The organism is Bacillus sp. PS196 (assembly GCF_037963555.1).
In the GTDB taxonomy this organism is placed as follows: Bacteria; Bacillota; Bacilli; order Bacillales; family Bacillaceae; genus Bacillus; species Bacillus subtilis.
Genome location: NZ_CP150159.1, coordinates 121,219 through 146,753 on the forward strand (window position 1 = coordinate 121,219; position 25,535 = coordinate 146,753).

The 25,535-nt window shown below is 42.9% G+C and carries 32 protein-coding genes; all 32 read left to right on the forward strand.

The features are described from left to right. The first annotated feature begins 155 nt into the window (after positions 1–155). The 32 genes from rpoB (at position 156) to map (ending at position 25,510) form a co-directional block, all read left to right on the forward strand. Complete coding sequence (rpoB, locus tag NST79_RS00680) at positions 156–3,737, forward strand: DNA-directed RNA polymerase subunit beta (protein WP_009966326.1); 3,582 nt, start codon at positions 156–158, stop codon at positions 3,735–3,737. A gap of 61 nt (positions 3,738–3,798) precedes the next feature. Beyond that, positions 3,799–7,398, forward strand: a complete 3,600-nt coding sequence (rpoC, locus tag NST79_RS00685; RefSeq protein ID WP_004399688.1) for a DNA-directed RNA polymerase subunit beta' — start codon at positions 3,799–3,801, stop codon at positions 7,396–7,398. 178 nt (positions 7,399–7,576) lie between these two features. Further along, positions 7,577–7,825 (forward strand): 50S ribosomal protein L7ae-like protein, encoded by a 249-nt coding sequence (locus NST79_RS00690; protein WP_003225778.1) that lies wholly within the window; start codon positions 7,577–7,579, stop codon positions 7,823–7,825. Between the two features lie 113 nt (positions 7,826–7,938). Next, entirely contained in the window at positions 7,939–8,355 is a 417-nt protein-coding gene (gene rpsL, locus NST79_RS00695; RefSeq protein WP_003225781.1) for a 30S ribosomal protein S12, read from the forward strand. 41 nt (positions 8,356–8,396) lie between these two features. After that, complete coding sequence (gene rpsG / locus NST79_RS00700) at positions 8,397–8,867, forward strand: 30S ribosomal protein S7 (RefSeq protein WP_003225784.1); 471 nt, start codon at positions 8,397–8,399, stop codon at positions 8,865–8,867. Between the two features lie 53 nt (positions 8,868–8,920). After that, positions 8,921–10,999 (forward strand): elongation factor G, encoded by a 2,079-nt coding sequence (fusA, locus tag NST79_RS00705; RefSeq protein WP_003235056.1) that lies wholly within the window; start codon positions 8,921–8,923, stop codon positions 10,997–10,999. A 119-nt stretch (positions 11,000–11,118) separates the two neighbouring features. Then, positions 11,119–12,309, forward strand: coding sequence for an elongation factor Tu (gene tuf / locus NST79_RS00710; protein ID WP_003235058.1), 1,191 nt, complete (start codon positions 11,119–11,121; stop codon positions 12,307–12,309). A gap of 98 nt (positions 12,310–12,407) precedes the next feature. Next, positions 12,408–13,364 (forward strand): alpha/beta hydrolase, encoded by a 957-nt coding sequence (locus tag NST79_RS00715; RefSeq protein WP_212059410.1) that lies wholly within the window; start codon positions 12,408–12,410, stop codon positions 13,362–13,364. A 236-nt stretch (positions 13,365–13,600) separates the two neighbouring features. Next, positions 13,601–13,909 carry a 30S ribosomal protein S10 gene (gene rpsJ, locus NST79_RS00720; protein WP_003156464.1) on the forward strand — a complete coding sequence of 103 codons (309 nt, stop codon included), beginning with the start codon at positions 13,601–13,603 and terminating at the stop codon, positions 13,907–13,909. 39 nt (positions 13,910–13,948) lie between these two features. Continuing rightward, positions 13,949–14,578, forward strand: coding sequence for a 50S ribosomal protein L3 (gene rplC / locus NST79_RS00725; protein WP_004399671.1), 630 nt, complete (start codon positions 13,949–13,951; stop codon positions 14,576–14,578). Between the two features lie 27 nt (positions 14,579–14,605). Then, complete coding sequence (gene rplD, locus NST79_RS00730; RefSeq protein ID WP_003225792.1) at positions 14,606–15,229, forward strand: 50S ribosomal protein L4; 624 nt, start codon at positions 14,606–14,608, stop codon at positions 15,227–15,229. Continuing rightward, positions 15,229–15,516, forward strand: a complete 288-nt coding sequence (rplW, locus tag NST79_RS00735; protein ID WP_003156467.1) for a 50S ribosomal protein L23 — start codon at positions 15,229–15,231, stop codon at positions 15,514–15,516. Before rplD ends, rplW begins: the two co-directional genes overlap by 1 nt. Positions 15,517–15,547: 31 nt before the next feature. Next, on the forward strand, positions 15,548–16,381 hold the full coding sequence (rplB, locus tag NST79_RS00740) for a 50S ribosomal protein L2 (RefSeq protein ID WP_003225795.1): 834 nt from the start codon (positions 15,548–15,550) through the stop codon (positions 16,379–16,381). 57 nt (positions 16,382–16,438) lie between these two features. Continuing rightward, positions 16,439–16,717: a 30S ribosomal protein S19 gene (gene rpsS, locus NST79_RS00745; RefSeq protein WP_003156472.1), complete on the forward strand. Its 279-nt coding sequence runs from the start codon at positions 16,439–16,441 to the stop codon at positions 16,715–16,717. 16 nt (positions 16,718–16,733) lie between these two features. After that, positions 16,734–17,075 carry a 50S ribosomal protein L22 gene (gene rplV / locus NST79_RS00750; RefSeq protein WP_003156475.1) on the forward strand — a complete coding sequence of 114 codons (342 nt, stop codon included), beginning with the start codon at positions 16,734–16,736 and terminating at the stop codon, positions 17,073–17,075. Positions 17,076–17,078: 3 nt separating this feature from the next. Next, a complete protein-coding gene (gene rpsC / locus NST79_RS00755; RefSeq protein WP_003235068.1) occupies positions 17,079–17,735 on the forward strand; it encodes a 30S ribosomal protein S3 in 657 nt (218 codons plus the stop codon). 1 nt (position 17,736) lies between these two features. Then, a complete protein-coding gene (rplP, locus tag NST79_RS00760; RefSeq protein ID WP_003225801.1) occupies positions 17,737–18,171 on the forward strand; it encodes a 50S ribosomal protein L16 in 435 nt (144 codons plus the stop codon). After that, on the forward strand, positions 18,161–18,361 hold the full coding sequence (gene rpmC / locus NST79_RS00765; RefSeq protein WP_003156482.1) for a 50S ribosomal protein L29: 201 nt from the start codon (positions 18,161–18,163) through the stop codon (positions 18,359–18,361). The genes rplP and rpmC overlap by 11 nt, the downstream gene beginning before the upstream one ends. Positions 18,362–18,383: 22 nt before the next feature. Then, the gene (rpsQ, locus tag NST79_RS00770) at positions 18,384–18,647 is read left to right on the forward strand and encodes a 30S ribosomal protein S17 (protein WP_003225804.1); all 264 of its coding nucleotides are present in this window, start codon (positions 18,384–18,386) and stop codon (positions 18,645–18,647) included. Positions 18,648–18,687: 40 nt separating this feature from the next. Next, positions 18,688–19,056, forward strand: a complete 369-nt coding sequence (gene rplN / locus NST79_RS00775) for a 50S ribosomal protein L14 (RefSeq protein WP_003225805.1) — start codon at positions 18,688–18,690, stop codon at positions 19,054–19,056. Between the two features lie 37 nt (positions 19,057–19,093). Next, positions 19,094–19,405, forward strand: a complete 312-nt coding sequence (rplX, locus tag NST79_RS00780; protein ID WP_003156486.1) for a 50S ribosomal protein L24 — start codon at positions 19,094–19,096, stop codon at positions 19,403–19,405. Between the two features lie 26 nt (positions 19,406–19,431). After that, on the forward strand, positions 19,432–19,971 hold the full coding sequence (gene rplE, locus NST79_RS00785; protein ID WP_003225809.1) for a 50S ribosomal protein L5: 540 nt from the start codon (positions 19,432–19,434) through the stop codon (positions 19,969–19,971). Positions 19,972–19,993: 22 nt separating this feature from the next. Beyond that, on the forward strand, positions 19,994–20,179 hold the full coding sequence (gene rpsN, locus NST79_RS00790) for a 30S ribosomal protein S14 (protein WP_003156488.1): 186 nt from the start codon (positions 19,994–19,996) through the stop codon (positions 20,177–20,179). 31 nt (positions 20,180–20,210) lie between these two features. Next, positions 20,211–20,609 carry a 30S ribosomal protein S8 gene (gene rpsH, locus NST79_RS00795; protein WP_003241998.1) on the forward strand — a complete coding sequence of 133 codons (399 nt, stop codon included), beginning with the start codon at positions 20,211–20,213 and terminating at the stop codon, positions 20,607–20,609. A gap of 29 nt (positions 20,610–20,638) precedes the next feature. Then, the gene (gene rplF, locus NST79_RS00800) at positions 20,639–21,178 is read left to right on the forward strand and encodes a 50S ribosomal protein L6 (protein WP_003241996.1); all 540 of its coding nucleotides are present in this window, start codon (positions 20,639–20,641) and stop codon (positions 21,176–21,178) included. A gap of 32 nt (positions 21,179–21,210) precedes the next feature. Continuing rightward, positions 21,211–21,573 (forward strand): 50S ribosomal protein L18, encoded by a 363-nt coding sequence (rplR, locus tag NST79_RS00805; protein WP_003225816.1) that lies wholly within the window; start codon positions 21,211–21,213, stop codon positions 21,571–21,573. Between the two features lie 24 nt (positions 21,574–21,597). After that, the gene (gene rpsE, locus NST79_RS00810; protein ID WP_003328273.1) at positions 21,598–22,098 is read left to right on the forward strand and encodes a 30S ribosomal protein S5; all 501 of its coding nucleotides are present in this window, start codon (positions 21,598–21,600) and stop codon (positions 22,096–22,098) included. Positions 22,099–22,111: 13 nt separating this feature from the next. Beyond that, on the forward strand, positions 22,112–22,291 hold the full coding sequence (gene rpmD / locus NST79_RS00815) for a 50S ribosomal protein L30 (RefSeq protein WP_003156497.1): 180 nt from the start codon (positions 22,112–22,114) through the stop codon (positions 22,289–22,291). A 30-nt stretch (positions 22,292–22,321) separates the two neighbouring features. Then, positions 22,322–22,762 (forward strand): 50S ribosomal protein L15, encoded by a 441-nt coding sequence (gene rplO / locus NST79_RS00820; RefSeq protein ID WP_003225819.1) that lies wholly within the window; start codon positions 22,322–22,324, stop codon positions 22,760–22,762. Position 22,763: 1 nt separating this feature from the next. Further along, entirely contained in the window at positions 22,764–24,059 is a 1,296-nt protein-coding gene (gene secY / locus NST79_RS00825) for a preprotein translocase subunit SecY (protein ID WP_004399662.1), read from the forward strand. Between the two features lie 54 nt (positions 24,060–24,113). After that, positions 24,114–24,767 carry an adenylate kinase gene (locus tag NST79_RS00830; RefSeq protein ID WP_004399686.1) on the forward strand — a complete coding sequence of 218 codons (654 nt, stop codon included), beginning with the start codon at positions 24,114–24,116 and terminating at the stop codon, positions 24,765–24,767. After that, complete coding sequence (map, locus tag NST79_RS00835) at positions 24,764–25,510, forward strand: type I methionyl aminopeptidase (protein WP_003225828.1); 747 nt, start codon at positions 24,764–24,766, stop codon at positions 25,508–25,510. Before NST79_RS00830 ends, map begins: the two co-directional genes overlap by 4 nt. Positions 25,511–25,535: the final 25 nt, after the last annotated feature.

A 25,535-nucleotide genomic window follows, 5' to 3' on the forward strand; every position in this document is an offset into this window, starting at 1 on the left:
ACAAGTATGGAAATGCTAATAAAATCGGTATTTGTTTTTGGATGTGGTTTTCTTAATTAGAAACCCTTTTTTCTTTTGTCTTGTAAAAGTATTTTCTTTCTTTGGAAGAAATGCTTATTACACATATAATACGCATGATTTGAGGGGTGAATCAGTTGACAGGTCAACTAGTTCAGTATGGACGACACCGCCAGCGCAGAAGCTATGCTCGCATTAGCGAAGTGTTAGAATTACCAAATCTCATTGAAATTCAAACCTCTTCTTATCAGTGGTTTCTTGATGAGGGTCTTAGAGAGATGTTTCAAGACATATCACCAATTGAGGATTTCACTGGTAACCTCTCTCTTGAGTTCATTGATTATAGTTTAGGTGAGCCTAAATATCCTGTAGAGGAATCAAAAGAACGTGATGTGACTTACTCAGCTCCGCTAAGAGTGAAGGTTCGTTTAATTAACAAAGAAACTGGAGAGGTAAAAGACCAAGATGTCTTCATGGGTGATTTCCCTATTATGACAGATACAGGTACTTTTATCATTAACGGTGCGGAACGCGTTATCGTTTCCCAGCTTGTTCGGTCTCCAAGTGTATATTTCAGTGGTAAAGTAGACAAAAACGGTAAAAAAGGTTTTACCGCAACTGTCATTCCAAACCGTGGCGCATGGTTAGAATACGAAACTGATGCGAAAGATGTTGTTTATGTCCGCATTGATCGCACACGTAAGTTGCCGGTTACGGTTCTTTTGCGTGCTCTCGGCTTCGGCTCCGATCAAGAGATTCTTGATCTCATAGGAGAAAACGAATACCTGCGAAATACGCTTGATAAAGATAACACAGAAAACAGCGACAAAGCGTTGCTGGAAATTTACGAGCGTCTCCGTCCTGGAGAGCCGCCTACAGTAGAAAATGCGAAAAGCTTGCTTGATTCTCGTTTCTTTGATCCGAAACGATACGATCTTGCCAATGTAGGACGCTATAAAATTAATAAAAAACTTCATATTAAGAATCGCCTCTTCAATCAGAGACTTGCTGAAACGCTTGTTGATCCTGAAACAGGAGAAATCCTTGCTGAAAAAGGCCAGATTCTTGATAGAAGAACACTTGATAAAGTACTGCCATACTTAGAAAACGGAATCGGTTTCAGAAAGCTGTATCCGAATGGCGGCGTTGTTGAAGATGAAGTGACTCTTCAATCAATTAAAATCTTTGCTCCGACTGATCAAGAAGGAGAACAGGTTATCAATGTAATCGGCAATGCTTACATCGAAGAAGAGATTAAAAACATCACGCCTGCTGATATTATTTCTTCAATCAGCTACTTCTTCAACCTGCTGCACGGAGTAGGCGACACAGATGATATCGATCATCTTGGAAACCGCCGTTTACGTTCTGTAGGCGAGCTTCTCCAGAACCAATTCCGTATCGGTTTAAGCCGTATGGAGCGTGTGGTTCGTGAGAGAATGTCAATTCAAGATACGAATACAATTACGCCTCAGCAGCTGATCAATATTCGTCCTGTTATTGCATCCATTAAAGAGTTCTTTGGAAGCTCACAGCTTTCTCAATTCATGGATCAGACGAACCCGCTTGCTGAATTAACGCACAAGCGTCGTCTGTCAGCATTAGGACCGGGCGGATTGACACGTGAGCGTGCCGGAATGGAAGTGCGTGACGTTCACTACTCCCACTATGGCCGTATGTGTCCGATTGAAACGCCTGAGGGCCCGAACATCGGTTTGATCAACTCACTATCATCTTATGCAAAAGTAAACCGTTTTGGCTTTATTGAAACGCCATATCGCCGCGTTGACCCTGAAACAGGGAAGGTAACGGGCAGAATCGATTACTTAACTGCTGATGAAGAGGATAACTATGTTGTCGCTCAAGCGAATGCTCGTCTTGATGACGAAGGCGCCTTTATTGATGACAGCATCGTAGCTCGTTTCCGCGGGGAGAACACCGTTGTTTCCAGAAATCGTGTAGACTACATGGATGTATCGCCTAAGCAGGTTGTATCTGCTGCGACAGCATGTATCCCGTTCTTAGAAAACGATGACTCCAACCGTGCCCTCATGGGAGCGAACATGCAGCGTCAGGCTGTGCCTTTGATGCAACCGGAAGCGCCATTTGTTGGAACTGGTATGGAATACGTATCAGGAAAAGACTCTGGTGCCGCTGTTATTTGTAAACACCCTGGTATCGTTGAACGCGTAGAAGCGAAAAACGTTTGGGTTCGCCGTTATGAAGAAGTAGACGGTCAAAAAGTAAAAGGAAACCTGGATAAATACAGCCTGCTGAAATTTGTCCGCTCTAACCAAGGTACGTGCTACAACCAGCGTCCGATCGTAAGTGTCGGCGATGAAGTGGTAAAAGGAGAAATCCTTGCTGACGGTCCTTCTATGGAGCTTGGTGAACTTGCACTTGGCCGTAACGTAATGGTCGGCTTCATGACGTGGGATGGCTACAACTATGAGGATGCCATCATCATGAGTGAACGCCTAGTGAAGGATGATGTTTATACATCTATCCACATTGAAGAATACGAATCAGAAGCACGTGATACGAAACTTGGACCTGAAGAAATCACTCGCGATATTCCAAACGTCGGTGAAGATGCGCTTCGCAATCTTGATGACCGCGGAATCATCCGTATTGGGGCAGAAGTAAAAGACGGAGATCTTCTTGTTGGTAAAGTAACGCCTAAAGGCGTAACTGAACTGACTGCAGAAGAACGCCTTCTTCACGCCATTTTTGGCGAGAAAGCCCGCGAGGTTCGTGATACTTCTCTTCGTGTGCCTCACGGCGGCGGCGGAATTATCCATGACGTTAAAGTCTTCAACCGTGAAGACGGAGACGAACTTCCTCCAGGTGTTAACCAGTTAGTACGCGTATATATCGTTCAGAAACGTAAGATTTCTGAAGGGGATAAAATGGCCGGTCGTCACGGTAACAAAGGTGTTATCTCTAAGATTCTTCCTGAAGAGGATATGCCTTACCTTCCTGACGGCACACCAATTGATATCATGCTTAACCCGCTGGGCGTACCATCACGTATGAACATCGGGCAGGTATTGGAACTTCACATGGGTATGGCCGCTCGTTACCTTGGCATTCACATTGCATCTCCTGTATTTGACGGAGCGCGAGAAGAGGATGTCTGGGAAACACTTGAAGAAGCCGGCATGTCTCGTGACGCCAAAACAGTGCTTTACGACGGACGTACTGGAGAGCCGTTTGATAACCGTGTATCTGTCGGTATCATGTACATGATCAAACTGGCTCACATGGTTGACGATAAACTTCATGCACGCTCTACAGGTCCTTACTCACTTGTTACGCAGCAGCCTCTTGGCGGTAAAGCGCAATTTGGCGGACAGCGTTTTGGTGAGATGGAGGTTTGGGCACTTGAAGCTTACGGTGCGGCTTATACTCTTCAAGAAATTCTGACTGTTAAGTCTGATGACGTGGTTGGACGTGTGAAAACATACGAAGCCATCGTTAAAGGCGACAATGTTCCTGAACCAGGTGTTCCGGAATCATTCAAAGTATTAATCAAAGAACTTCAAAGCTTAGGTATGGATGTCAAAATCCTTTCTGGTGATGAAGAAGAAATAGAAATGAGAGATTTAGAAGACGAAGAAGATGCGAAACAAGCTGACGGCCTGGCATTATCAGGTGATGAAGAGCCGGAAGAAACAGCATCTGCAGACGTTGAACGCGATGTAGTAACAAAAGAATAATCTCTAGTTATAAAGGCAAGTGACATCGGTTAATCCGAAGATAAAAAGGGAGGTAGGCCCCTTGCTAGATGTGAACAATTTTGAGTATATGAACATCGGTCTTGCTTCACCAGATAAAATCCGTTCATGGTCTTTTGGTGAAGTGAAAAAGCCTGAAACGATAAACTATCGTACGTTAAAACCTGAAAAGGACGGTCTATTCTGCGAACGCATTTTCGGACCGACTAAGGACTGGGAATGTCATTGCGGGAAGTACAAGCGAGTTCGTTATAAAGGCGTAGTTTGTGACCGCTGCGGAGTCGAAGTAACACGGGCTAAAGTCCGTCGTGAGAGAATGGGGCACATTGAACTGGCTGCCCCAGTTTCCCACATTTGGTATTTCAAAGGTATTCCAAGCCGTATGGGTCTTGTGCTGGATATGTCACCTCGTGCTTTAGAAGAAGTCATTTACTTTGCTTCTTACGTTGTAACTGATCCGGCGAATACACCGCTTGAAAAGAAACAGCTTCTGTCTGAGAAAGAATATCGTGCTTATCTTGATAAATACGGTAATAAATTCCAAGCATCTATGGGTGCTGAAGCAATTCATAAACTTCTTCAAGATATCGATCTTGTCAAAGAAGTTGATATGTTAAAAGAAGAGCTGAAAACTTCACAAGGACAACGCCGTACTCGTGCGATCAAACGTCTTGAAGTTTTAGAAGCCTTCCGTAACTCAGGAAACAAGCCTTCTTGGATGATCCTTGATGTGCTTCCTGTTATTCCTCCGGAGCTTAGACCGATGGTTCAGCTAGATGGCGGACGTTTTGCGACTTCTGATTTGAATGACCTTTATCGTCGTGTCATCAACCGTAACAATCGTTTGAAACGCCTTTTGGACCTTGGTGCGCCTAGCATCATCGTTCAAAACGAAAAGCGTATGCTTCAAGAGGCTGTCGATGCCCTAATTGACAACGGCCGCCGCGGACGCCCTGTAACAGGTCCTGGAAACAGACCGTTAAAATCTCTTTCTCACATGCTGAAAGGGAAGCAAGGCCGTTTCCGTCAAAACCTTCTTGGTAAACGTGTCGATTACTCCGGACGTTCTGTAATCGTTGTTGGTCCTCATTTGAAAATGTACCAATGCGGATTACCGAAGGAAATGGCACTTGAACTTTTCAAACCTTTCGTTATGAAAGAACTTGTTGAAAAAGGTCTTGCTCACAACATTAAGAGTGCGAAACGCAAAATTGAGCGCGTACAGCCTGAAGTTTGGGATGTACTAGAATCAGTTATTAAGGAGCACCCGGTACTGCTGAACCGTGCCCCTACTCTTCACAGATTAGGTATCCAGGCGTTTGAACCAACGCTTGTTGAAGGACGCGCAATCCGTCTTCACCCGCTCGTATGTACAGCTTACAACGCTGACTTTGACGGTGACCAAATGGCGGTTCACGTACCATTATCTGCTGAAGCACAAGCTGAAGCACGCATCTTGATGCTTGCTGCTCAAAACATCTTGAACCCTAAAGATGGTAAACCGGTTGTAACACCGTCTCAGGATATGGTACTGGGTAACTATTACCTGACACTTGAGCGTGCCGGTGCTGTCGGTGAAGGCATGGTCTTCAAGAATACAGACGAAGCGCTGCTTGCTTATCAAAACGGATATGTTCACCTTCATACGAGAGTAGCTGTTGCAGCTAACTCACTTAAGAATGTGACATTTACCGAAGAACAGCGCTCAAAATTGTTAATTACAACTGTCGGTAAGCTTGTCTTCAATGAAATTCTTCCGGAATCATTCCCTTACATGAATGAACCAACGAAGAGCAACATTGAAGAGAAAACACCTGACCGTTTCTTCTTAGAAAAAGGTGCTGATGTTAAAGCTGTTATCGCACAGCAGCCAATCAATGCGCCGTTTAAAAAAGGCATTCTGGGTAAAATCATCGCGGAAATCTTTAAACGATTCCATATTACGGAAACGTCTAAAATGCTTGACCGCATGAAAAACCTAGGTTTCAAATATTCAACTAAAGCTGGTATTACAGTTGGGGTTTCTGACATCGTCGTACTCGATGATAAACAAGAAATTCTTGAGGAAGCGCAAAGCAAAGTTGACAACGTTATGAAGCAATTCCGCCGCGGTCTTATCACTGAAGAAGAACGCTATGAGAGAGTCATCTCTATCTGGAGTGCTGCAAAAGACGTTATCCAAGGCAAACTGATGAAATCACTTGATGAACTCAACCCGATCTACATGATGAGTGACTCTGGTGCCCGTGGTAACGCATCTAACTTTACGCAGCTTGCCGGAATGCGCGGCCTGATGGCCAACCCGGCTGGACGTATCATTGAGTTGCCGATCAAATCAAGTTTCCGTGAAGGTCTGACAGTATTGGAGTACTTTATCTCCACACACGGTGCGCGTAAAGGTCTTGCCGATACCGCTCTTAAAACTGCTGACTCAGGTTACCTTACACGCCGTCTCGTTGACGTTGCTCAGGATGTTATCATCCGTGAAACTGATTGCGGAACTGACCGAGGCATTCTTGCTAAGCCTCTTAAAGAAGGAACTGAAACAATTGAGCGCTTAGAAGAACGCTTAATCGGACGTTTTGCAAGAAAACAAGTGAAGCACCCTGAAACAGGTGAAGTGCTTGTGAATGAAAACGAACTGATCGATGAAGATAAAGCACTGGAGATTGTCGAAGCCGGCATTGAAGAAGTGTGGATCCGTTCTGCCTTCACATGTAATACGCCTCATGGTGTATGTAAACGATGCTATGGCCGAAATCTTGCAACTGGCTCCGATGTTGAAGTCGGTGAAGCTGTCGGAATCATTGCTGCCCAATCAATCGGTGAGCCTGGTACACAGTTAACAATGCGTACATTCCATACAGGCGGGGTTGCCGGAGACGATATCACACAGGGTCTTCCGCGTATCCAAGAGCTTTTCGAAGCGCGTAATCCGAAAGGTCAGGCAACAATTACGGAAATCGACGGTACAGTCGTTGAGATCAATGAAGTTCGTGATAAGCAACAGGAAATTGTGGTTCAAGGCGCAGTGGAAACACGTTCTTATACGGCACCTTACAACTCCCGCCTGAAAGTAGCGGAAGGAGATAAAATTACTCGAGGCCAAGTACTGACAGAAGGTTCAATCGATCCGAAAGAACTTCTTAAAGTGACTGACCTGACGACTGTTCAAGAGTATCTTCTCCATGAGGTTCAAAAGGTTTACCGTATGCAGGGTGTTGAAATCGGTGATAAACACGTAGAAGTAATGGTTCGCCAGATGCTTCGCAAAGTACGCGTGATTGATGCCGGTGACACTGATGTGCTTCCAGGTACATTGCTTGATATTCACCAATTTACTGAAGCGAACAAAAAGGTATTGCTTGAAGGCAACCGACCAGCTACAGGCCGTCCTGTCTTACTCGGTATTACAAAAGCATCTCTTGAAACTGATTCATTCTTATCTGCTGCTTCCTTCCAGGAAACAACACGTGTCCTTACAGATGCAGCGATCAAAGGTAAGCGTGACGAGCTTCTCGGCTTGAAAGAGAATGTTATCATCGGTAAGCTTGTTCCAGCAGGTACAGGAATGATGAAATACCGTAAAGTAAAACCAGTATCAAATGTTCAGCCGACTGACGATATGGTCCCGGTTGAATAACTGATTTAACTCTGCTGAAAGACTGCAAAAACAGTCTTTCAGCAGATATATTTATGAAAAAGTCACTCTATGAGAAGAACGAATCTAAAAAATGTCATACCTTGTTGACATTCGTCTCCTAGAATGATAATATAACCAAGGTGCTCGAAATAAACCTGTTACTTTGGAGGATATGTTTATGTCTTATGATAAAGTATCACAGGCCAAATCAATTATTATTGGTACGAAGCAAACAGTGAAAGCTCTAAAGCGAGGTTCAGTAAAGGAAGTAGTCGTTGCAAAAGACGCAGATCCGATACTCACGTCAAGTGTTGTTTCACTTGCTGAAGATCAAGGTATCTCTGTCTCAATGGTTGAATCCATGAAAAAGCTCGGCAAAGCCTGCGGAATTGAGGTAGGAGCAGCCGCTGTTGCCATTATTTTATAACGTACTTTTGTTTTTGCGTAAGATTCCATCTTGTGTAAAGACATTGTTTTTTGCCTTTTGATGAACCACCTGGGTATGTGGGTTATAAAACGTAATGAAGGGAGGAAAAATTCATGCCTACAATTAATCAGCTAATTCGCAAAGGACGCGTGAGTAAAGTAGAAAACTCAAAGTCTCCTGCACTTAACAAAGGATACAACAGCTTTAAAAAAGAGCACACTAACGTATCTTCTCCACAAAAACGCGGGGTATGTACTCGTGTTGGTACAATGACACCGAAAAAACCGAACTCAGCACTTCGTAAATATGCTCGTGTTCGTTTGACTAACGGAATCGAGGTTACTGCTTACATTCCTGGTATCGGTCACAACCTGCAAGAGCACAGTGTTGTACTTATCCGCGGCGGACGTGTAAAAGACTTACCAGGGGTACGTTACCACATCGTTCGTGGTGCGCTTGATACTGCTGGAGTTGAAAACCGTGCACAAGGCCGTTCTAAATACGGTACGAAAAAACCTAAAGCAAAATAATATACGAAAATACGCATAATTGATGAAGGGAGGATATTCAGATGCCACGTAAAGGTCCTGTAGCAAAAAGAGATGTTTTACCTGATCCGATTTACAACTCTAAGCTTGTATCTCGTCTAATCAACAAAATGATGATCGATGGTAAAAAAGGTAAGTCTCAAACAATCCTATACAAGTCATTCGATATCATTAAAGAACGTACTGGCAATGATGCAATGGAGGTTTTCGAACAAGCATTGAAAAACATCATGCCTGTACTTGAAGTAAAAGCACGCCGTGTAGGTGGTGCGAACTACCAAGTTCCTGTAGAAGTTCGTCCTGAACGTCGTACGACTCTTGGACTTCGCTGGTTAGTTAACTACGCTCGTCTTCGCGGAGAAAAAACGATGGAAGAGCGTTTAGCTAACGAAATCCTTGACGCAGCTAACAACACTGGTGCTGCTGTTAAGAAACGTGAAGACACTCATAAGATGGCTGAAGCAAACAAAGCATTTGCACACTATCGCTGGTAGGATTTATAGATTAACAAAACACAATTTCCTAATAAGGAAGGAGAAATTACCCAATGGCAAGAGAGTTCTCCTTAGAAAAAACTCGTAATATCGGTATCATGGCTCACATCGATGCCGGTAAAACGACAACTACAGAACGTATCTTGTTCTATACTGGTCGTATCCACAAAATTGGTGAAACTCATGAAGGAGCTTCACAAATGGACTGGATGGAGCAGGAACAAGAACGTGGTATCACAATCACTTCCGCTGCGACAACTGCACAGTGGAAAGGATACCGCGTAAACATCATCGATACTCCAGGACACGTAGACTTCACAGTTGAAGTTGAACGTTCTCTTCGTGTACTTGATGGTGCTGTTGCTGTACTTGACGCGCAATCAGGCGTTGAGCCTCAAACAGAAACTGTTTGGCGTCAGGCAACAACTTATGGAGTACCGCGTATCGTTTTTGTTAACAAAATGGACAAAATCGGTGCAGACTTCCTTTACTCTGTAGGAACTTTAAGAGACCGTCTTCAAGCAAACGCTCATGCAATTCAATTGCCGATCGGTGCTGAAGATAACTTCGAAGGTATCATTGACCTTGTAGAAAACGTTGCGTATTTCTACGAAGATGACCTCGGAACTCGTTCTGATGCAAAAGAAATCCCTGAAGAGTACAAAGAGCAAGCTGAAGAACTTCGCAACAGCCTTATTGAAGCTGTATGTGAGCTTGATGAAGAGCTTATGGATAAGTACCTTGAGGGTGAAGAAATCACAATTGACGAGTTAAAAGCAGGAATTCGTAAAGGTACATTAAATGTTGAATTCTACCCTGTTCTTGTTGGTTCTGCCTTCAAAAACAAAGGTGTTCAACTAGTACTTGATGCTGTTCTTGACTACCTTCCTGCACCAACTGACGTTGCTGCAATCAAAGGTACACGTCCTGATACAAATGAAGAGATTGAGCGTCATTCTTCTGACGAAGAGCCATTCTCTGCATTAGCATTTAAAGTTATGACTGACCCTTACGTTGGTAAGTTGACGTTCTTCCGTGTGTACTCTGGAACACTTGATTCTGGTTCATACGTGAAAAACTCTACTAAAGGCAAACGTGAGCGTGTTGGACGTATTCTTCAAATGCACGCTAACAGCCGTGAAGAAATCTCTACTGTATACGCAGGGGATATCGCAGCTGCTGTAGGTCTAAAAGATACAACTACTGGAGATACTCTATGTGATGAGAAGGATCTTGTTATCCTTGAGTCAATGGAATTCCCAGAACCAGTTATCGACGTTGCTATTGAGCCTAAATCAAAAGCCGACCAAGATAAAATGGGTATCGCTTTAGCGAAACTTGCTGAAGAAGATCCTACATTCCGTACTCAAACAAACCCAGAAACTGGCCAAACGATCATCTCTGGTATGGGTGAACTTCACCTTGATATCATTGTTGACCGTATGAAACGCGAATTTAAAGTAGAAGCCAATGTTGGTGCTCCTCAAGTTGCGTACCGTGAAACATTCCGTACCGGTGCAAAAGTTGAAGGTAAATTCGTACGTCAGTCTGGTGGACGCGGTCAGTTCGGACACGTTTGGATCGAATTCGAACCAAACGAAGAAGGCGCTGGCTTTGAATTTGAAAATGCGATTGTCGGTGGGGTCGTTCCTCGTGAATACATCCCAGCTGTTCAAGCAGGTCTGGAAGATGCACTTGAAAATGGTGTACTAGCAGGCTTCCCGCTTATCGACATTAAAGCTAAACTTTTCGACGGTTCTTACCATGATGTTGACTCAAACGAAATGGCATTTAAAGTTGCTGCTTCTATGGCATTGAAAAATGCAGTTAGCAAATGTAACCCAGTTCTTCTTGAACCAATCATGAAAGTAGAAGTGGTTATTCCAGAAGAATATATGGGAGATATCATGGGTGATATCACTTCACGTCGCGGACGCGTAGAAGGTATGGAAGCACGCGGTAACGCTCAAGTTGTTCGTGCTATGGTTCCTCTTGCTGAAATGTTCGGTTACGCTACTGCACTTCGTTCTAATACGCAAGGTCGCGGTACGTTCACTATGCACATGGATCACTACGAAGAAGTGCCGAAGAGCGTCGCAGAAGAAATTATCAAAAAAAATAAAGGCGAATAATTGATTTTGCCGCTTAACTCAAGTATAACTACTATTGTAAGATGAGGAAGTGAAAGCTTTCTTTCACTTCCTATCACTCTATACATTACTAATTAAAAGCTCTTAAGGAGGATTTTAGAATGGCTAAAGAAAAATTCGACCGTTCCAAATCACATGCCAATATTGGTACAATTGGACACGTTGACCATGGTAAAACAACTTTAACTGCTGCTATCACAACAGTACTTCATAAGAAATCTGGTAAAGGTACAGCTATGGCGTACGATCAAATTGATGGTGCTCCAGAAGAACGCGAGCGCGGTATCACAATCTCTACTGCACACGTTGAGTACGAAACTGAAACTCGTCACTATGCACACGTTGACTGCCCAGGACACGCTGACTATGTTAAAAACATGATCACTGGTGCTGCGCAAATGGACGGAGCTATCCTTGTAGTATCTGCTGCTGATGGCCCAATGCCACAAACTCGTGAGCACATCCTTCTTTCTAAAAACGTTGGTGTACCATACATCGTTGTATTCTTAAACAAATGCGACATGGTAGACGACGAAGAGCTTCTTGAACTAGTTGAAATGGAAGTTCGCGATCTTCTTAGCGAATACGACTTCCCTGGTGATGATGTACCAGTTGTTAAAGGTTCTGCTCTTAAAGCTCTTGAAGGAGACGCTGAGTGGGAAGCTAAAATCTTCGAACTTATGGATGCGGTTGATGAGTACATCCCAACTCCAGAACGCGACACTGAAAAACCATTCATGATGCCAGTTGAGGACGTATTCTCAATCACTGGTCGTGGTACAGTTGCTACTGGCCGTGTAGAACGCGGACAAGTTAAAGTCGGTGACGAAGTTGAAATCATCGGTCTTCAAGAAGAGAACAAGAAAACAACTGTTACAGGTGTTGAAATGTTCCGTAAGCTTCTTGATTACGCTGAAGCTGGTGACAACATTGGTGCCCTTCTTCGCGGTGTATCTCGTGAAGAAATCCAACGTGGTCAAGTACTTGCTAAACCAGGTACAATCACTCCACACAGCAAATTCAAAGCTGAAGTTTACGTTCTTTCTAAAGAAGAGGGTGGACGTCATACTCCATTCTTCTCTAACTACCGTCCTCAGTTCTACTTCCGTACAACTGACGTAACTGGTATCATCCATCTTCCAGAAGGCGTAGAAATGGTTATGCCTGGAGATAACACTGAAATGAACGTTGAACTTATTTCTACAATCGCTATCGAAGAAGGAACTCGTTTCTCTATTCGTGAAGGCGGACGTACTGTTGGTTCAGGCGTTGTTTCTACAATCACTGAGTAATAGTATGGTTTTAAACGAGACCCCTGTGGGTCTCGTTTTTTGTTTGCTTATCTTTTTCTTGTATAATAGGATCTATCATATTCGAGGGGTTAATATTTATGATTCCTGAAAAGAAATCAATCGCAATCATGAAAGAACTAAGCATTGGAAATACAAAGCAAATGCTGATGATTAATGGAGTTGACGTGAAAAATCCATTGCTGCTTTTTTTACATGGCGGGCCGGGAACGCCGCAAATCGGATATGTTAGACATTATCAAAAAGAGCTGGAACAGTATTTTACAGTAGTTCATTGGGATCAGAGAGGATCGGGGCTTTCTTATTCTAAGCGAATTTCGCATCACTCTATGACAATAAATCACTTCATTAAAGATACAATCCAAGTCACTCAATGGCTTTTAGCTCATTTTTCAAAATCAAAACTTTACCTAGCCGGTCATTCTTGGGGGTCAATACTGGCGCTTCATGTGCTGCAGCAGTGTCCTGATTTATTTTACGCGTATTATGGAATCAGCCAGGTTGTTAACCCTCACGATGAAGAATCAACTGCTTATCAACATATTCGTGAAATTTCTGAATCAAAAAAAGCCAGTTTATTATCTTTCCTCACACGTTTCATTGGTGCCCCGCCTTGGAAGCAGGATATCCAGCACCTTATCTATCGGTTTTGTGTCGAGCTAAGCAGGGGAGGCTTCACTCGCCGTCATCGTCAATCTCTAGCTGTATTATTTCAAATGCTTACTGGCAATGAGTATGGAGTGCGGAACATGCACAGCTTCCTAAATGGATTGCGCTTCAGTAAAAAACATTTAACTGGTGAGTTGTACCGGTTTAATGCTTTTACATCAGTTCCTTCTATTAAAGTACCGTGTGTTTTCATTTCAGGGAAACATGACTTAATTGTTCCTGCTGAAATATCGAAACAGTATTATCAAGTGCTTGAGGCACCCGAAAAGCGCTGGTTTCAATTTGAGAACTCAGCTCACACCCCGCATATTGAGGAGCCGGCATTATTCGCGAACACATTAAGTCGACATGCACGACACCATTTATGATAGATCCTTGATAAATAAGAAAAACCCCTGTATAATAAAAAAAGTGTGCAAACCATGCATATTTTAAATAAGTCTTGCAACATGCGCCTATTTTCTGTATAATGGTGTATGTTGGTCTTTGACTGCGATGAAGTGAGAGGTTGCTGACACACCCGGCCGCTTTGCCATGGCAAGGTGTTCAGGTTTTTCTCACGGAGAACTGTCTAACGTGATGTAGGCGAAAAGGAGGGAAAATAATGGCAAAACAAAAAATTCGTATTCGTTTGAAAGCATATGATCATAGAATCCTTGATCAATCTGCAGAGAAGATTGTTGAAACGGCAAAACGTTCTGGTGCCAGCGTATCTGGTCCGATTCCGTTGCCAACTGAAAAATCAGTTTACACAATCCTTCGTGCGGTGCACAAATACAAAGATTCTCGTGAGCAATTTGAAATGCGTACACATAAACGTTTAATCGACATTGTGAACCCAACACCACAAACTGTTGATGCTCTTATGCGATTAGACTTACCATCTGGTGTCGATATCGAAATTAAACTTTAATTCTAAAATATAGAATGATCTTAATAGGAGGTGTGACGAATGACCAAAGGAATCTTAGGAAGAAAAATTGGTATGACGCAAGTATTCGCTGAGAATGGTGATCTTATTCCGGTAACTGTTATCGAGGCTGCTCCAAACGTTGTTCTTCAAAAGAAAACAGCTGAAAACGACGGTTACGAAGCAATCCAGCTTGGTTTTGACGACAAGCGTGAAAAGCTTTCTAACAAACCTGAAAAAGGGCACGTTGCAAAAGCGGAAACTGCTCCTAAGCGCTTCGTTAAAGAATTACGCGGAGTGGAAATGGATGCGTATGAAGTTGGTCAGGAAGTCAAGGTTGAAATTTTCTCTGCTGGAGAAATCGTAGATGTAACAGGAGTATCTAAAGGTAAAGGTTTCCAAGGTGCAATCAAGCGCCACGGACAATCTCGCGGACCTATGTCTCACGGTTCACGCTACCACCGTCGTCCTGGTTCAATGGGACCTGTAGATCCTAACCGTGTATTCAAAGGTAAATTATTACCTGGACGTATGGGCGGAGAGCAAATCACTGTTCAAAACCTTGAAATCGTAAAAGTTGATGCAGAACGCAATCTTCTTTTGATCAAAGGTAACGTACCTGGTGCGAAGAAATCTTTAATCACTGTTAAAAGTGCTGTTAAATCTAAATAATTCTCTTAGGAAAGGAGGAAATTGATTATGCCAAAAGTAGCATTATACAACCAAAACGGTTCTACTGCTGGTGACATCGAATTAAACGCTTCTGTATTTGGTATCGAACCAAATGAGAGTGTTGTATTCGACGCTATTCTTATGCAAAGAGCTTCCTTACGTCAAGGAACTCACAAAGTAAAAAATCGTTCTGAAGTACGCGGCGGAGGTCGTAAACCATGGCGTCAAAAAGGTACTGGACGTGCCCGTCAAGGTTCAATCCGTTCACCGCAATGGCGCGGAGGTGGTGTCGTATTCGGCCCAACACCACGCAGCTATTCTTATAAATTACCTAAAAAAGTTCGCCGCTTGGCAATCAAATCAGTATTGTCTTCTAAAGTGAACGACAACAACATCATCGTTCTTGAAGATCTTACTCTTGATACGGCTAAAACAAAAGAAATGGCAGCTATCCTTAAAGGATTATCTGTTGAGAAAAAAGCTTTAATCGTAACTGCGGATGCAAACGAAGCAGTAGCTTTATCTGCTCGTAACATTCCTGGAGTTACTGTTGTTGAAGCTAACGGAATCAACGTTTTAGACGTTGTCAACCACGAGAAGCTTCTGATTACAAAAGCAGCGGTTGAAAAAGTAGAGGAGGTGCTTGCATAATGAAAGATCCTCGTGATGTTCTAAAGCGCCCCGTCATTACTGAACGTTCTGCCGATTTAATGACTGAAAAAAAATATACTTTTGAAGTTGATGTAAGAGCTAACAAAACAGAAGTGAAAGACGCGGTTGAAAGCATCTTTGGAGTGAAAGTTGACAAAGTCAACATCATGAACTACAAAGGCAAATCAAAACGTGTTGGACGCTACACTGGTATGACTAGCCGTCGCAGAAAAGCGATCGTAAAACTTACTGCAGACAGCAAAGAAATCGAAATTTTTGAAGCTTAATTATCTGTAAAAAGAAGGAGGGAAATTCAAAATGGCGATTAAAAAGTATAAACCGACCTCTAATGGACGTCGTGGCATGACAACTTCAGATTTTGCTGAAATCACGACTGACAAGCCGGAAAAATCCTTGCTTGCTCCCCTTCACAAAAAAGGCGGACGTAACAACCAAGGTAAATTGACTGTACGTCACCAAGGTGGCGGACATAAACGCCAATACCGTGTTATCGACTTCAAACGCGATAAAGATGGTATACCTGGACGCGTTGCTACAGTTGAATACGATCCAAACCGTTCAGCTAACATCGCTCTAATCAACTATGCAGACGGAGAAAAACGTTACATTCTTGCTCCTAAAGGAATTCAAGTAGGTACTGAAATCATGTCAGGTCCTGAAGCTGACATTAAAGTAGGTAATGCACTTCCACTTATCAACATCCCTGTTGGTACAGTTGTGCATAACATTGAATTAAAACCTGGTAAAGGCGGACAGCTTGTACGTTCAGCTGGTACATCTGCTCAGGTTCTTGGTAAAGAAGGTAAATACGTTCTTGTACGTCTTAACTCTGGTGAAGTTCGCATGATCCTTTCTGCTTGCCGTGCTTCTATCGGTCAAGTAGGTAACGAACAGCACGAACTTATCAACATTGGTAAAGCTGGACGTTCTCGCTGGAAAGGCATCCGTCCTACAGTTCGTGGTTCTGTAATGAACCCTAACGATCACCCACACGGTGGTGGTGAAGGACGTGCGCCAATCGGACGTAAATCACCAATGTCTCCATGGGGCAAACCAACTCTTGGATTCAAGACTCGTAAGAAAAAGAACAAATCCGATAAATTTATCGTACGTCGTCGTAAAAATAAATAACGGGGTTGTCTACGGTTCTTTTCGGACCGTAGTGCAATCACGAAGGGAGGTTCCAAAATGGCTCGCAGCTTAAAAAAAGGACCATTTGTCGATGGACACTTGATGACTAAAATCGAGAAATTAAATGAAACAGACAAGAAACAAGTCGTAAAAACTTGGTCTCGTCGTTCTACTATTTTCCCACAGTTTATTGGTCACACAATCGCAGTCTATGACGGACGTAAACACGTGCCTGTATTCATCTCTGAAGATATGGTAGGGCACAAGTTGGGTGAATTCGCTCCAACTCGTACGTACAAAGGTCATGCTAGTGATGACAAAAAAACAAGACGCTAAGAGAGGAGGCTTTTAAATGCAAGCTAAAGCTGTTGCAAGAACAGTCCGTATTGCTCCTCGTAAAGCACGTCTAGTAATGGACCTGATTCGAGGCAAGCAAGTAGGTGAGGCAGTATCAATCTTGAACCTTACACCAAGAGCTGCTTCTCCAATTATCGAGAAAGTATTAAAATCCGCTATTGCAAATGCTGAGCATAACTATGAAATGGACGCTAACAACCTGGTTATTTCTCAAGCATTCGTTGACGAAGGCCCTACGTTAAAAAGATTCCGCCCACGTGCTATGGGACGTGCGAGCCAAATCAACAAACGTACGAGCCACATTACAATCGTTGTATCAGAAAAGAAGGAGGGATAAGTAGTGGGTCAAAAGGTAAATCCAGTCGGTCTTCGTATCGGAGTCATTCGTGATTGGGAATCTAAGTGGTACGCTGGTAAAGATTACGCTGACTTCCTGCACGAAGATTTAAAAATTCGTGAATACATTAGCAAACGCCTTTCTGACGCTTCTGTTTCTAAAGTAGAAATCGAGCGTGCAGCAAACCGCGTTAACATTACGATCCACACAGCTAAGCCTGGTATGGTTATCGGTAAAGGCGGTTCTGAAGTCGAAGCACTTCGCAAAGCCCTTAACAGCCTTACTGGCAAGCGTGTACACATTAACATTCTTGAAATCAAAAGAGCAGATCTTGATGCACAGCTAGTTGCTGACAACATCGCTCGTCAATTAGAAAACCGTGTTTCTTTCCGCCGTGCGCAGAAACAACAAATCCAACGTACTATGCGTGCTGGAGCACAAGGTGTGAAAACAATGGTTTCTGGTCGTCTTGGCGGTGCAGATATCGCTCGTTCTGAATACTACAGTGAAGGAACTGTTCCATTGCACACATTACGTGCGGACATTGACTATGCAACATCTGAAGCTGATACTACTTACGGTAAGCTTGGTGTAAAAGTCTGGATCTATCGTGGAGAGGTTCTTCCTACTAAGAAGAAAAATGAGGAAGGAGGAAAATAATATGTTATTACCAAAACGCGTTAAATATCGCAGAGAGCATCGCGGAAAAATGCGTGGCCGTGCGAAAGGCGGTACTGAAGTACATTTCGGAGAATTCGGTATCCAAGCTCTAGAAGCTTCTTGGATTACTAACCGTCAAATCGAAGCTGCACGTATTGCGATGACTCGTTACATGAAACGTGGCGGTAAAGTTTGGATCAAAATTTTCCCTTCTAAACCTTACACTGCTAAACCACTTGAGGTACGTATGGGATCCGGTAAAGGGGCTCCAGAAGGTTGGGTAGCTGTTGTAAAACCGGGCAAAGTTTTATTTGAAATTTCTGGTGTGTCTGAAGAGGTTGCTCGTGAAGCGCTTCGCCTTGCATCTCACAAATTGCCAATTAAAACGAAGTTCGTAAAACGTGAAGAAATTGGTGGTGAATCAAATGAAAGCTAATGAAATTCGTGACCTTACCACTGCTGAAATTGAACAAAAAGTAAAGTCTCTTAAAGAAGAACTTTTCAATCTTCGCTTTCAATTAGCGACAGGACAACTTGAAAATACTGCTCGCATTCGTGAAGTGCGCAAAGCTATCGCGCGCATGAAAACTGTGATTCGTGAAAGAGAAATTGCTGCTAATAAATAATCACTGAGGGGAGGTCGTGAGCATGAGCGAACGTAACCAACGCAAAGTTTACCAAGGCCGTGTTGTTTCTGACAAAATGGATAAAACCATTACTGTTGTTGTTGAGACATACAAAAAACATACACTTTACGGTAAACGCGTAAAATACTCAAAAAAATTCAAAGCACATGATGAAAATAATCAAGCTAAAATCGGTGACATCGTTAAGATCATGGAAACTCGTCCATTGTCTGCAACTAAGCGTTTCCGTCTAGTTGAAGTTGTCGAAGAAGCTGTTATTATCTAATAAAGTTCGGAATTCTTTTTCCGAAGGGAGGTAACAAATAATGATTCAACAAGAGACTCGTTTAAAAGTAGCTGACAACTCTGGCGCACGTGAAGTACTTACTATTAAAGTTCTTGGTGGTTCTGGACGTAAAACAGCTAACATTGGTGATGTAATTGTTTGCACGGTTAAACAAGCAACACCAGGAGGCGTTGTCAAAAAAGGTGAAGTCGTAAAAGCTGTTATCGTTCGCACTAAAAGCGGAGCGCGCAGAAGTGACGGTTCATACATCAGCTTCGATGAGAATGCATGTGTTATCATCCGTGACGACAAGAGCCCACGCGGAACTCGTATCTTCGGACCAGTTGCTCGTGAATTGCGTGAAAACAACTTTATGAAAATTGTTTCTCTAGCTCCAGAAGTTATCTAATTGAAATAAATGCCTTACTCAAGGAGGTGCGATCAGGATGCATGTAAAAAAAGGCGATAAAGTTATGGTTATCTCTGGTAAAGATAAAGGCAAACAAGGAACAATCCTTGCTGCTTTCCCTAAAAAGGACCGCGTTTTAGTTGAAGGTGTTAACATGGTAAAGAAACACTCTAAACCAACTCAAGCTAACCCTCAAGGCGGTATTTCTAATCAAGAGGCGCCAATTCATGTATCAAACGTTATGCCGCTCGATCCTAAAACAGGTGAAGTGACTCGCGTAGGATACAAAGTGGAAGATGGCAAAAAAGTTCGTGTAGCAAAAAAATCTGGGCAAGTTCTAGATAAATAGTATTAAAAGGAAGGGAGGTCTATCTCATGAACCGCCTTAAAGAAAAGTACAATAAAGAAATTGCACCTGCTTTAATGACTAAGTTCAACTATGATTCAGTCATGCAAGTGCCTAAAATCGAAAAAATCGTAATCAACATGGGTGTTGGTGACGCTGTTCAAAACGCCAAAGCAATCGACAGTGCTGTTGAGGAATTAACGTTTATCGCAGGTCAAAAACCTGTCGTTACTCGTGCGAAGAAATCAATTGCTGGATTCCGTCTTCGTGAGGGAATGCCTATCGGTGCGAAAGTAACTCTTCGCGGAGAGCGCATGTATGATTTCCTTGATAAACTTATTTCTGTATCTTTACCGCGTGTACGTGACTTCCGCGGGGTTTCTAAAAAATCTTTCGACGGTCGCGGTAACTACACACTTGGTATCAAAGAACAGTTAATCTTCCCTGAAATTGACTACGATAAAGTAACAAAGGTTCGCGGAATGGACATCGTTATCGTAACAACTGCTAATACTGACGAAGAAGCTCGTGAGCTATTAACTCAAGTAGGTATGCCGTTCCAGAAATAATCAATGAAAGGGAGGCGAAATCGTGGCTAAAAAGTCTATGATTGCGAAACAACAACGTACACCAAAGTTTAAAGTACAAGAGTACACACGCTGTGAACGCTGCGGACGTCCGCATTCAGTCATTCGTAAATTTAAACTTTGCCGTATTTGTTTCCGTGAGCTTGCATATAAAGGACAAATTCCTGGCGTGAAAAAAGCCAGCTGGTAATCCCCAAGAAAGGGAAGGAGGTAATTATATAATGGTTATGACAGATCCAATTGCAGATATGCTAACTCGTATTCGCAATGCAAACATGGTACGTCATGAGAAGCTTGAAATTCCTGCTTCTAAATTGAAAAGAGAAATTGCTGAAATTTTAAAGCGTGAAGGTTTCATTCGTGACGTTGAGTTCGTAGAAGACAGCAAACAAGGTATCATCCGCGTTTTCTTGAAATACGGACAAAACAACGAGCGCGTTATCACTGGTCTTAAAAGAATCAGCAAGCCTGGTTTGCGTGTTTATGCTAAATCTAATGAAGTACCTCGCGTACTTAACGGTCTTGGAATCGCGATTATTTCTACATCACAAGGTGTTTTAACGGACAAAGAAGCCCGTGCAAAACAAGCTGGTGGAGAAGTTCTAGCATACGTTTGGTAAGAAGTTTAACATGAATGGAGGTGTTTGGTATGTCTCGTGTAGGTAAGAAGCTACTTGAGATTCCTTCTGATGTTACAGTAACGTTAAATGATAACAACACTGTAGCTGTGAAAGGACCAAAAGGAGAATTAACTCGTACGTTTCACCCTGATATGGAGATTAAAGTAGAGGACAATGTGCTTACAGTCACTCGTCCTTCTGATCAAAAAGAGCACCGTGCCCTGCATGGTACGACTCGCAGTCTGCTTGGCAACATGGTTGAAGGTGTATCTAAAGGATTTGAAAGAGGTTTGGAATTAGTCGGTGTCGGTTACCGTGCTTCTAAATCCGGAAATAAACTTGTTTTAAACGTTGGATACTCTCATCCTGTTGAGATCGTTCCTGAAGAAGGCATCGAAATCGAAGTTCCTTCTCAAACAAAAGTAGTTGTAAAAGGTACAGACAAAGAACGCGTAGGAGCTATTGCTGCTAACATCCGCGCTGTACGTTCTCCAGAGCCTTACAAAGGTAAAGGAATCCGCTACGAAGGTGAAGTTGTTCGCCGTAAAGAAGGTAAATCTGCTAAGTAAGATCGCTTAAAGTGAAGAAAGGAGTGACCTAGATGATTACGAAAACTAGCAAAAATGCTGCTCGTCTTAAAAGACACGCTCGTGTTCGCGCTAAACTTTCCGGTACTGCTGAAAGACCGCGCCTGAACGTTTTCCGTTCTAACAAGCACATTTACGCTCAAATCATCGATGATGTAAATGGTGTAACACTTGCTAGTGCATCTACTCTCGATAAAGACTTGAACGTTGAAAGCACTGGAGATACTTCTGCTGCTACTAAAGTTGGAGAATTAGTTGCAAAACGCGCTGCTGAAAAAGGCATTTCTGACGTAGTATTTGACCGTGGCGGATACTTATACCATGGACGTGTAAAAGCTTTGGCTGATGCCGCTCGTGAAGCTGGACTTAAATTTTAATAAAAGAAGGAGGGACACATGATTATGCGTCGTATTGACCCAAGCAAATTAGAGTTAGAAGAACGCTTAGTTACGGTTAACCGCGTAGCGAAAGTTGTTAAAGGTGGTCGTCGTTTCCGCTTCGCAGCTCTAGTCGTTGTCGGTGACAAAAACGGACACGTAGGATTCGGTACTGGTAAAGCACAAGAAGTACCAGAAGCGATCCGCAAAGCTGTTGAAGATGCGAAAAAGAATTTGATTGAAGTACCAATGGTTGGAACTACAATTCCACACGAAATCATCGGACGTTTCGGTGCAGGTAACATCTTGTTAAAACCTGCTTCTGAAGGTACTGGAGTTATCGCTGGAGGCCCTGTACGTGCGGTACTTGAGCTAGCTGGTGTAGCTGATATCCTTTCTAAGTCTTTAGGTTCTAACACACCGATCAACATGATTCGTGCAACACTTCAAGGTTTAAGTGAGCTTAAACGTGCTGAAGACGTTGCGAAGCTTCGTGGAAAATCTGTAGAAGAACTGTTAGGATAAGGAGGGAACATTAATGGCTAAATTAGAAATTACCCTCAAACGAAGTGTAATCGGTCGCCCGGAAGACCAACGCGTTACTGTAAGAACACTTGGTTTAAAGAAAACAAACCAAACTGTTGTTCATGAAGACAACGCTGCGATCCGTGGTATGATTAATAAAGTATCTCATTTAGTTTCTGTTAAAGAACAATAAAAATATTTGATCGGATAAGGAGGTGTCCTAATGAAACTTCATGAATTAAAACCTTCAGAAGGTTCACGCAAAACGCGTAATCGCGTAGGTCGTGGTATTGGTTCTGGCAACGGTAAAACAGCTGGTAAAGGTCACAAAGGTCAAAACGCTCGTTCTGGCGGCGGTGTACGCCCTGGATTCGAGGGGGGACAAATGCCTTTATTCCAACGTCTTCCTAAACGCGGTTTCACTAACATCAACCGCAAGGAATACGCTGTAGTCAACCTAGACAAATTGAACGGTTTTGCAGAAGGAACGGAAGTCACTCCTGAACTTCTTCTAGAGACTGGTGTTATTAGCAAACTTAATGCAGGAGTAAAGATTCTTGGCAACGGTAAATTAGAGAAAAAATTAACTGTAAAAGCCAATAAATTCTCTGCTTCTGCGAAAGAAGCTGTTGAAGCTGCTGGCGGTACAGCTGAGGTGATCTAACTTGTTTAAAACAATCTCCAACTTTATGCGTGTGAGTGATATCAGGAATAAAATCATATTCACTTTACTCATGCTTATCGTCTTTCGCATAGGTGCGTTTATTCCTGTGCCTTACGTTAACGCTGAAGCGTTACAGGCACAGTCTCAAATGGGTGTTTTTGATCTCCTTAATACATTTGGCGGCGGTGCGCTTTACCAATTTTCCATTTTCGCAATGGGAATTACTCCTTATATCACGGCTTCGATCATCATTCAGCTGCTTCAGATGGATGTGGTACCGAAGTTTACCGAGTGGTCTAAGCAAGGTGAAGTTGGCCGCCGTAAATTAGCTCAGTTCACAAGGTACTTTACGATTGTGCTTGGTTTCATCCAAGCGTTAGGTATGTCATATGGATTCAACAATCTGGCAAACGGTATGCTGATCGAAAAATCCGGTGTATCGACATATCTTATCATTGCTTTAGTGCTCACTGGCGGAACTGCCTTTTTAATGTGGCTTGGGGAACAAATTACTTCTCATGGAGTAGGCAACGGAATATCGATCATTATCTTCGCGGGGATTGTGTCTAGTATTCCAAAAACAATTGGGCAAATATATGAGACTCAATTTGTCGGCAGCAACGATCAGTTGTTTATTCATATTGTGAAAGTCGCACTTCTTGTGATTGCGATTTTAGCAGTTATTGTTGGAGTTATTTTCATTCAGCAAGCCGTACGGAAAATTGCGATTCAATATGCTAAAGGCACAGGTCGTTCACCTGCTGGCGGAGGTCAGTCTACACACCTTCCATTGAAAGTGAATCCTGCAGGGGTTATTCCGGTAATCTTTGCGGTTGCGTTTTTGATAACGCCGCGGACGATCGCGTCATTCTTTGGAACAAACGATGTGACAAAGTGGATTCAAAACAACTTTGATAATACGCATCCGGTGGGTATGGCGATATATGTTGCGTTGATTATTGCCTTTACGTACTTTTATGCTTTTGTACAGGTAAACCCTGAACAAATGGCTGATAACCTTAAAAAACAGGGTGGCTATATCCCGGGGGTTCGTCCAGGGAAAATGACTCAAGATAGAATTACGAGCATTTTGTATCGACTTACGTTTGTGGGTTCTATATTCTTAGCCGTGATTTCCATTCTTCCTATCTTTTTCATTCAATTCGCTGGATTGCCTCAAAGTGCACAAATTGGCGGAACATCTTTGTTAATTGTTGTCGGGGTAGCCTTGGAGACAATGAAACAACTAGAAAGCCAGTTGGTGAAACGAAACTACCGTGGATTTATGAAAAACTAGAGGAAATGGATTTATCCATTCCCTCTTAATAAAGAGAGGACGGGGGAAATCCGAATGAACTTAGTCTTAATGGGGCTTCCTGGTGCCGGTAAAGGCACACAGGGCGAACGAATTGTTGAGGATTATGGGATTCCTCATATCTCAACAGGAGATATGTTCCGTGCTGCTATGAAAGAAGAAACACCACTCGGACTCGAAGCAAAATCTTATATTGATAAGGGAGAGCTCGTACCTGACGAAGTCACAATCGGAATTGTAAAAGAGAGACTTGGCAAAGATGATTGTGAAAGAGGTTTTCTTCTGGACGGATTTCCGCGAACAGTCGCTCAAGCCGAAGCTCTTGAAGAAATTCTTGAGGAATACGGCAAGCCGATTGATTATGTCATTAACATTGAAGTCGACAAAGATGTTCTGATGGAACGTCTGACTGGACGCAGAATTTGCAGTGTTTGCGGCACAACCTATCATTTAGTCTTTAATCCGCCGAAAACGCCGGGTATTTGTGATAAAGACGGAGGCGAACTCTATCAACGGGCAGATGATAATGAGGAAACAGTCTCTAAACGGCTTGAGGTAAACATGAAGCAAACTCAGCCTTTACTCGATTTCTATTCAGAGAAAGGTTATCTTGCAAACGTGAATGGCCAGCAGGACATTCAAGACGTTTATGCAGATGTGAAGGATCTTCTTGGAGGATTAAAAAAATGATTATCTGTAAAACCCCACGTGAACTTGGTATCATGCGGGAAGCAGGGCGAATCGTGGCTTTAACTCATGAAGAGTTAAAAAAGCACATTAAACCAGGAATCTCGACAAAAGAATTGGATCAAATTGCCGAACGTTTTATTAAGAAGCAGGGTGCAATCCCATCTTTTAAGGGGTATAATGGGTTTCGCGGGAGCATTTGCGTATCAGTTAATGAAGAACTCGTTCACGGCATACCTGGCAGCAGGGTGCTGAAGGACGGTGACATCATCAGTATTGATATCGGTGCTAAATTAAATGGTTATCATGGTGACTCTGCATGGACATATCCGGTAGGAAACATCAGCGATGATGACAAAAAACTTCTGGAAGTGACAGAGGAGTCTTTATATAAAGGCTTGCAGGAAGCAAAACCAGGTGAACGTTTGTCGAATATTTCCCACGCAATACAAACGTATGTCGAAAATGAGCAGTTTTCAGTTGTTAGGGAGTATGTCGGACATGGTGTTGGTCAAGACTTGCATGAGGACCCGCAAATTCCTCATTACGGTCCGCCCAACAAAGGACCACGGCTTAAACCTGGCATGGTTCTCGCTATTGAACCTATGGTGAACGCTGGCAGCCGCTACGTGAAAACATTGGCTGATAACTGGACGGTTGTAACGGTAGATGGGAAAAAGTGTGCTCATTTTGAACATACGATTGCGATTACGGAAACGGGTTTTGATATACTGACGAGAGTCTAGATGATGAAAATAATTCCGAAGACAG

Coding starts and splice junctions, on each gene's coding strand:
- NST79_RS00690 (WP_003225778.1), top strand. CDS start 7,577: ATGTCTTATGATAAAGTATCACAGGCCAAATCAATTATTATTGGTACG.
- rpsL (WP_003225781.1), top strand. CDS start 7,939: ATGCCTACAATTAATCAGCTAATTCGCAAAGGACGCGTGAGTAAAGTA.
- rpsG (WP_003225784.1), top strand. CDS start 8,397: ATGCCACGTAAAGGTCCTGTAGCAAAAAGAGATGTTTTACCTGATCCG.
- fusA (WP_003235056.1), top strand. CDS start 8,921: ATGGCAAGAGAGTTCTCCTTAGAAAAAACTCGTAATATCGGTATCATG.
- tuf (WP_003235058.1), top strand. CDS start 11,119: ATGGCTAAAGAAAAATTCGACCGTTCCAAATCACATGCCAATATTGGT.
- NST79_RS00715 (WP_212059410.1), top strand. CDS start 12,408: ATGATTCCTGAAAAGAAATCAATCGCAATCATGAAAGAACTAAGCATT.
- rpsJ (WP_003156464.1), top strand. CDS start 13,601: ATGGCAAAACAAAAAATTCGTATTCGTTTGAAAGCATATGATCATAGA.
- rplC (WP_004399671.1), top strand. CDS start 13,949: ATGACCAAAGGAATCTTAGGAAGAAAAATTGGTATGACGCAAGTATTC.
- rplD (WP_003225792.1), top strand. CDS start 14,606: ATGCCAAAAGTAGCATTATACAACCAAAACGGTTCTACTGCTGGTGAC.
- rplW (WP_003156467.1), top strand. CDS start 15,229: ATGAAAGATCCTCGTGATGTTCTAAAGCGCCCCGTCATTACTGAACGT.
- rplB (WP_003225795.1), top strand. CDS start 15,548: ATGGCGATTAAAAAGTATAAACCGACCTCTAATGGACGTCGTGGCATG.
- rpsS (WP_003156472.1), top strand. CDS start 16,439: ATGGCTCGCAGCTTAAAAAAAGGACCATTTGTCGATGGACACTTGATG.
- rplV (WP_003156475.1), top strand. CDS start 16,734: ATGCAAGCTAAAGCTGTTGCAAGAACAGTCCGTATTGCTCCTCGTAAA.
- rplP (WP_003225801.1), top strand. CDS start 17,737: ATGTTATTACCAAAACGCGTTAAATATCGCAGAGAGCATCGCGGAAAA.
- rpmC (WP_003156482.1), top strand. CDS start 18,161: ATGAAAGCTAATGAAATTCGTGACCTTACCACTGCTGAAATTGAACAA.
- rpsQ (WP_003225804.1), top strand. CDS start 18,384: ATGAGCGAACGTAACCAACGCAAAGTTTACCAAGGCCGTGTTGTTTCT.
- rplN (WP_003225805.1), top strand. CDS start 18,688: ATGATTCAACAAGAGACTCGTTTAAAAGTAGCTGACAACTCTGGCGCA.
- rplX (WP_003156486.1), top strand. CDS start 19,094: ATGCATGTAAAAAAAGGCGATAAAGTTATGGTTATCTCTGGTAAAGAT.
- rplE (WP_003225809.1), top strand. CDS start 19,432: ATGAACCGCCTTAAAGAAAAGTACAATAAAGAAATTGCACCTGCTTTA.
- rpsH (WP_003241998.1), top strand. CDS start 20,211: ATGGTTATGACAGATCCAATTGCAGATATGCTAACTCGTATTCGCAAT.
- rplF (WP_003241996.1), top strand. CDS start 20,639: ATGTCTCGTGTAGGTAAGAAGCTACTTGAGATTCCTTCTGATGTTACA.
- rplR (WP_003225816.1), top strand. CDS start 21,211: ATGATTACGAAAACTAGCAAAAATGCTGCTCGTCTTAAAAGACACGCT.
- rpsE (WP_003328273.1), top strand. CDS start 21,598: ATGCGTCGTATTGACCCAAGCAAATTAGAGTTAGAAGAACGCTTAGTT.
- rpmD (WP_003156497.1), top strand. CDS start 22,112: ATGGCTAAATTAGAAATTACCCTCAAACGAAGTGTAATCGGTCGCCCG.
- rplO (WP_003225819.1), top strand. CDS start 22,322: ATGAAACTTCATGAATTAAAACCTTCAGAAGGTTCACGCAAAACGCGT.
- NST79_RS00830 (WP_004399686.1), top strand. CDS start 24,114: ATGAACTTAGTCTTAATGGGGCTTCCTGGTGCCGGTAAAGGCACACAG.
- map (WP_003225828.1), top strand. CDS start 24,764: ATGATTATCTGTAAAACCCCACGTGAACTTGGTATCATGCGGGAAGCA.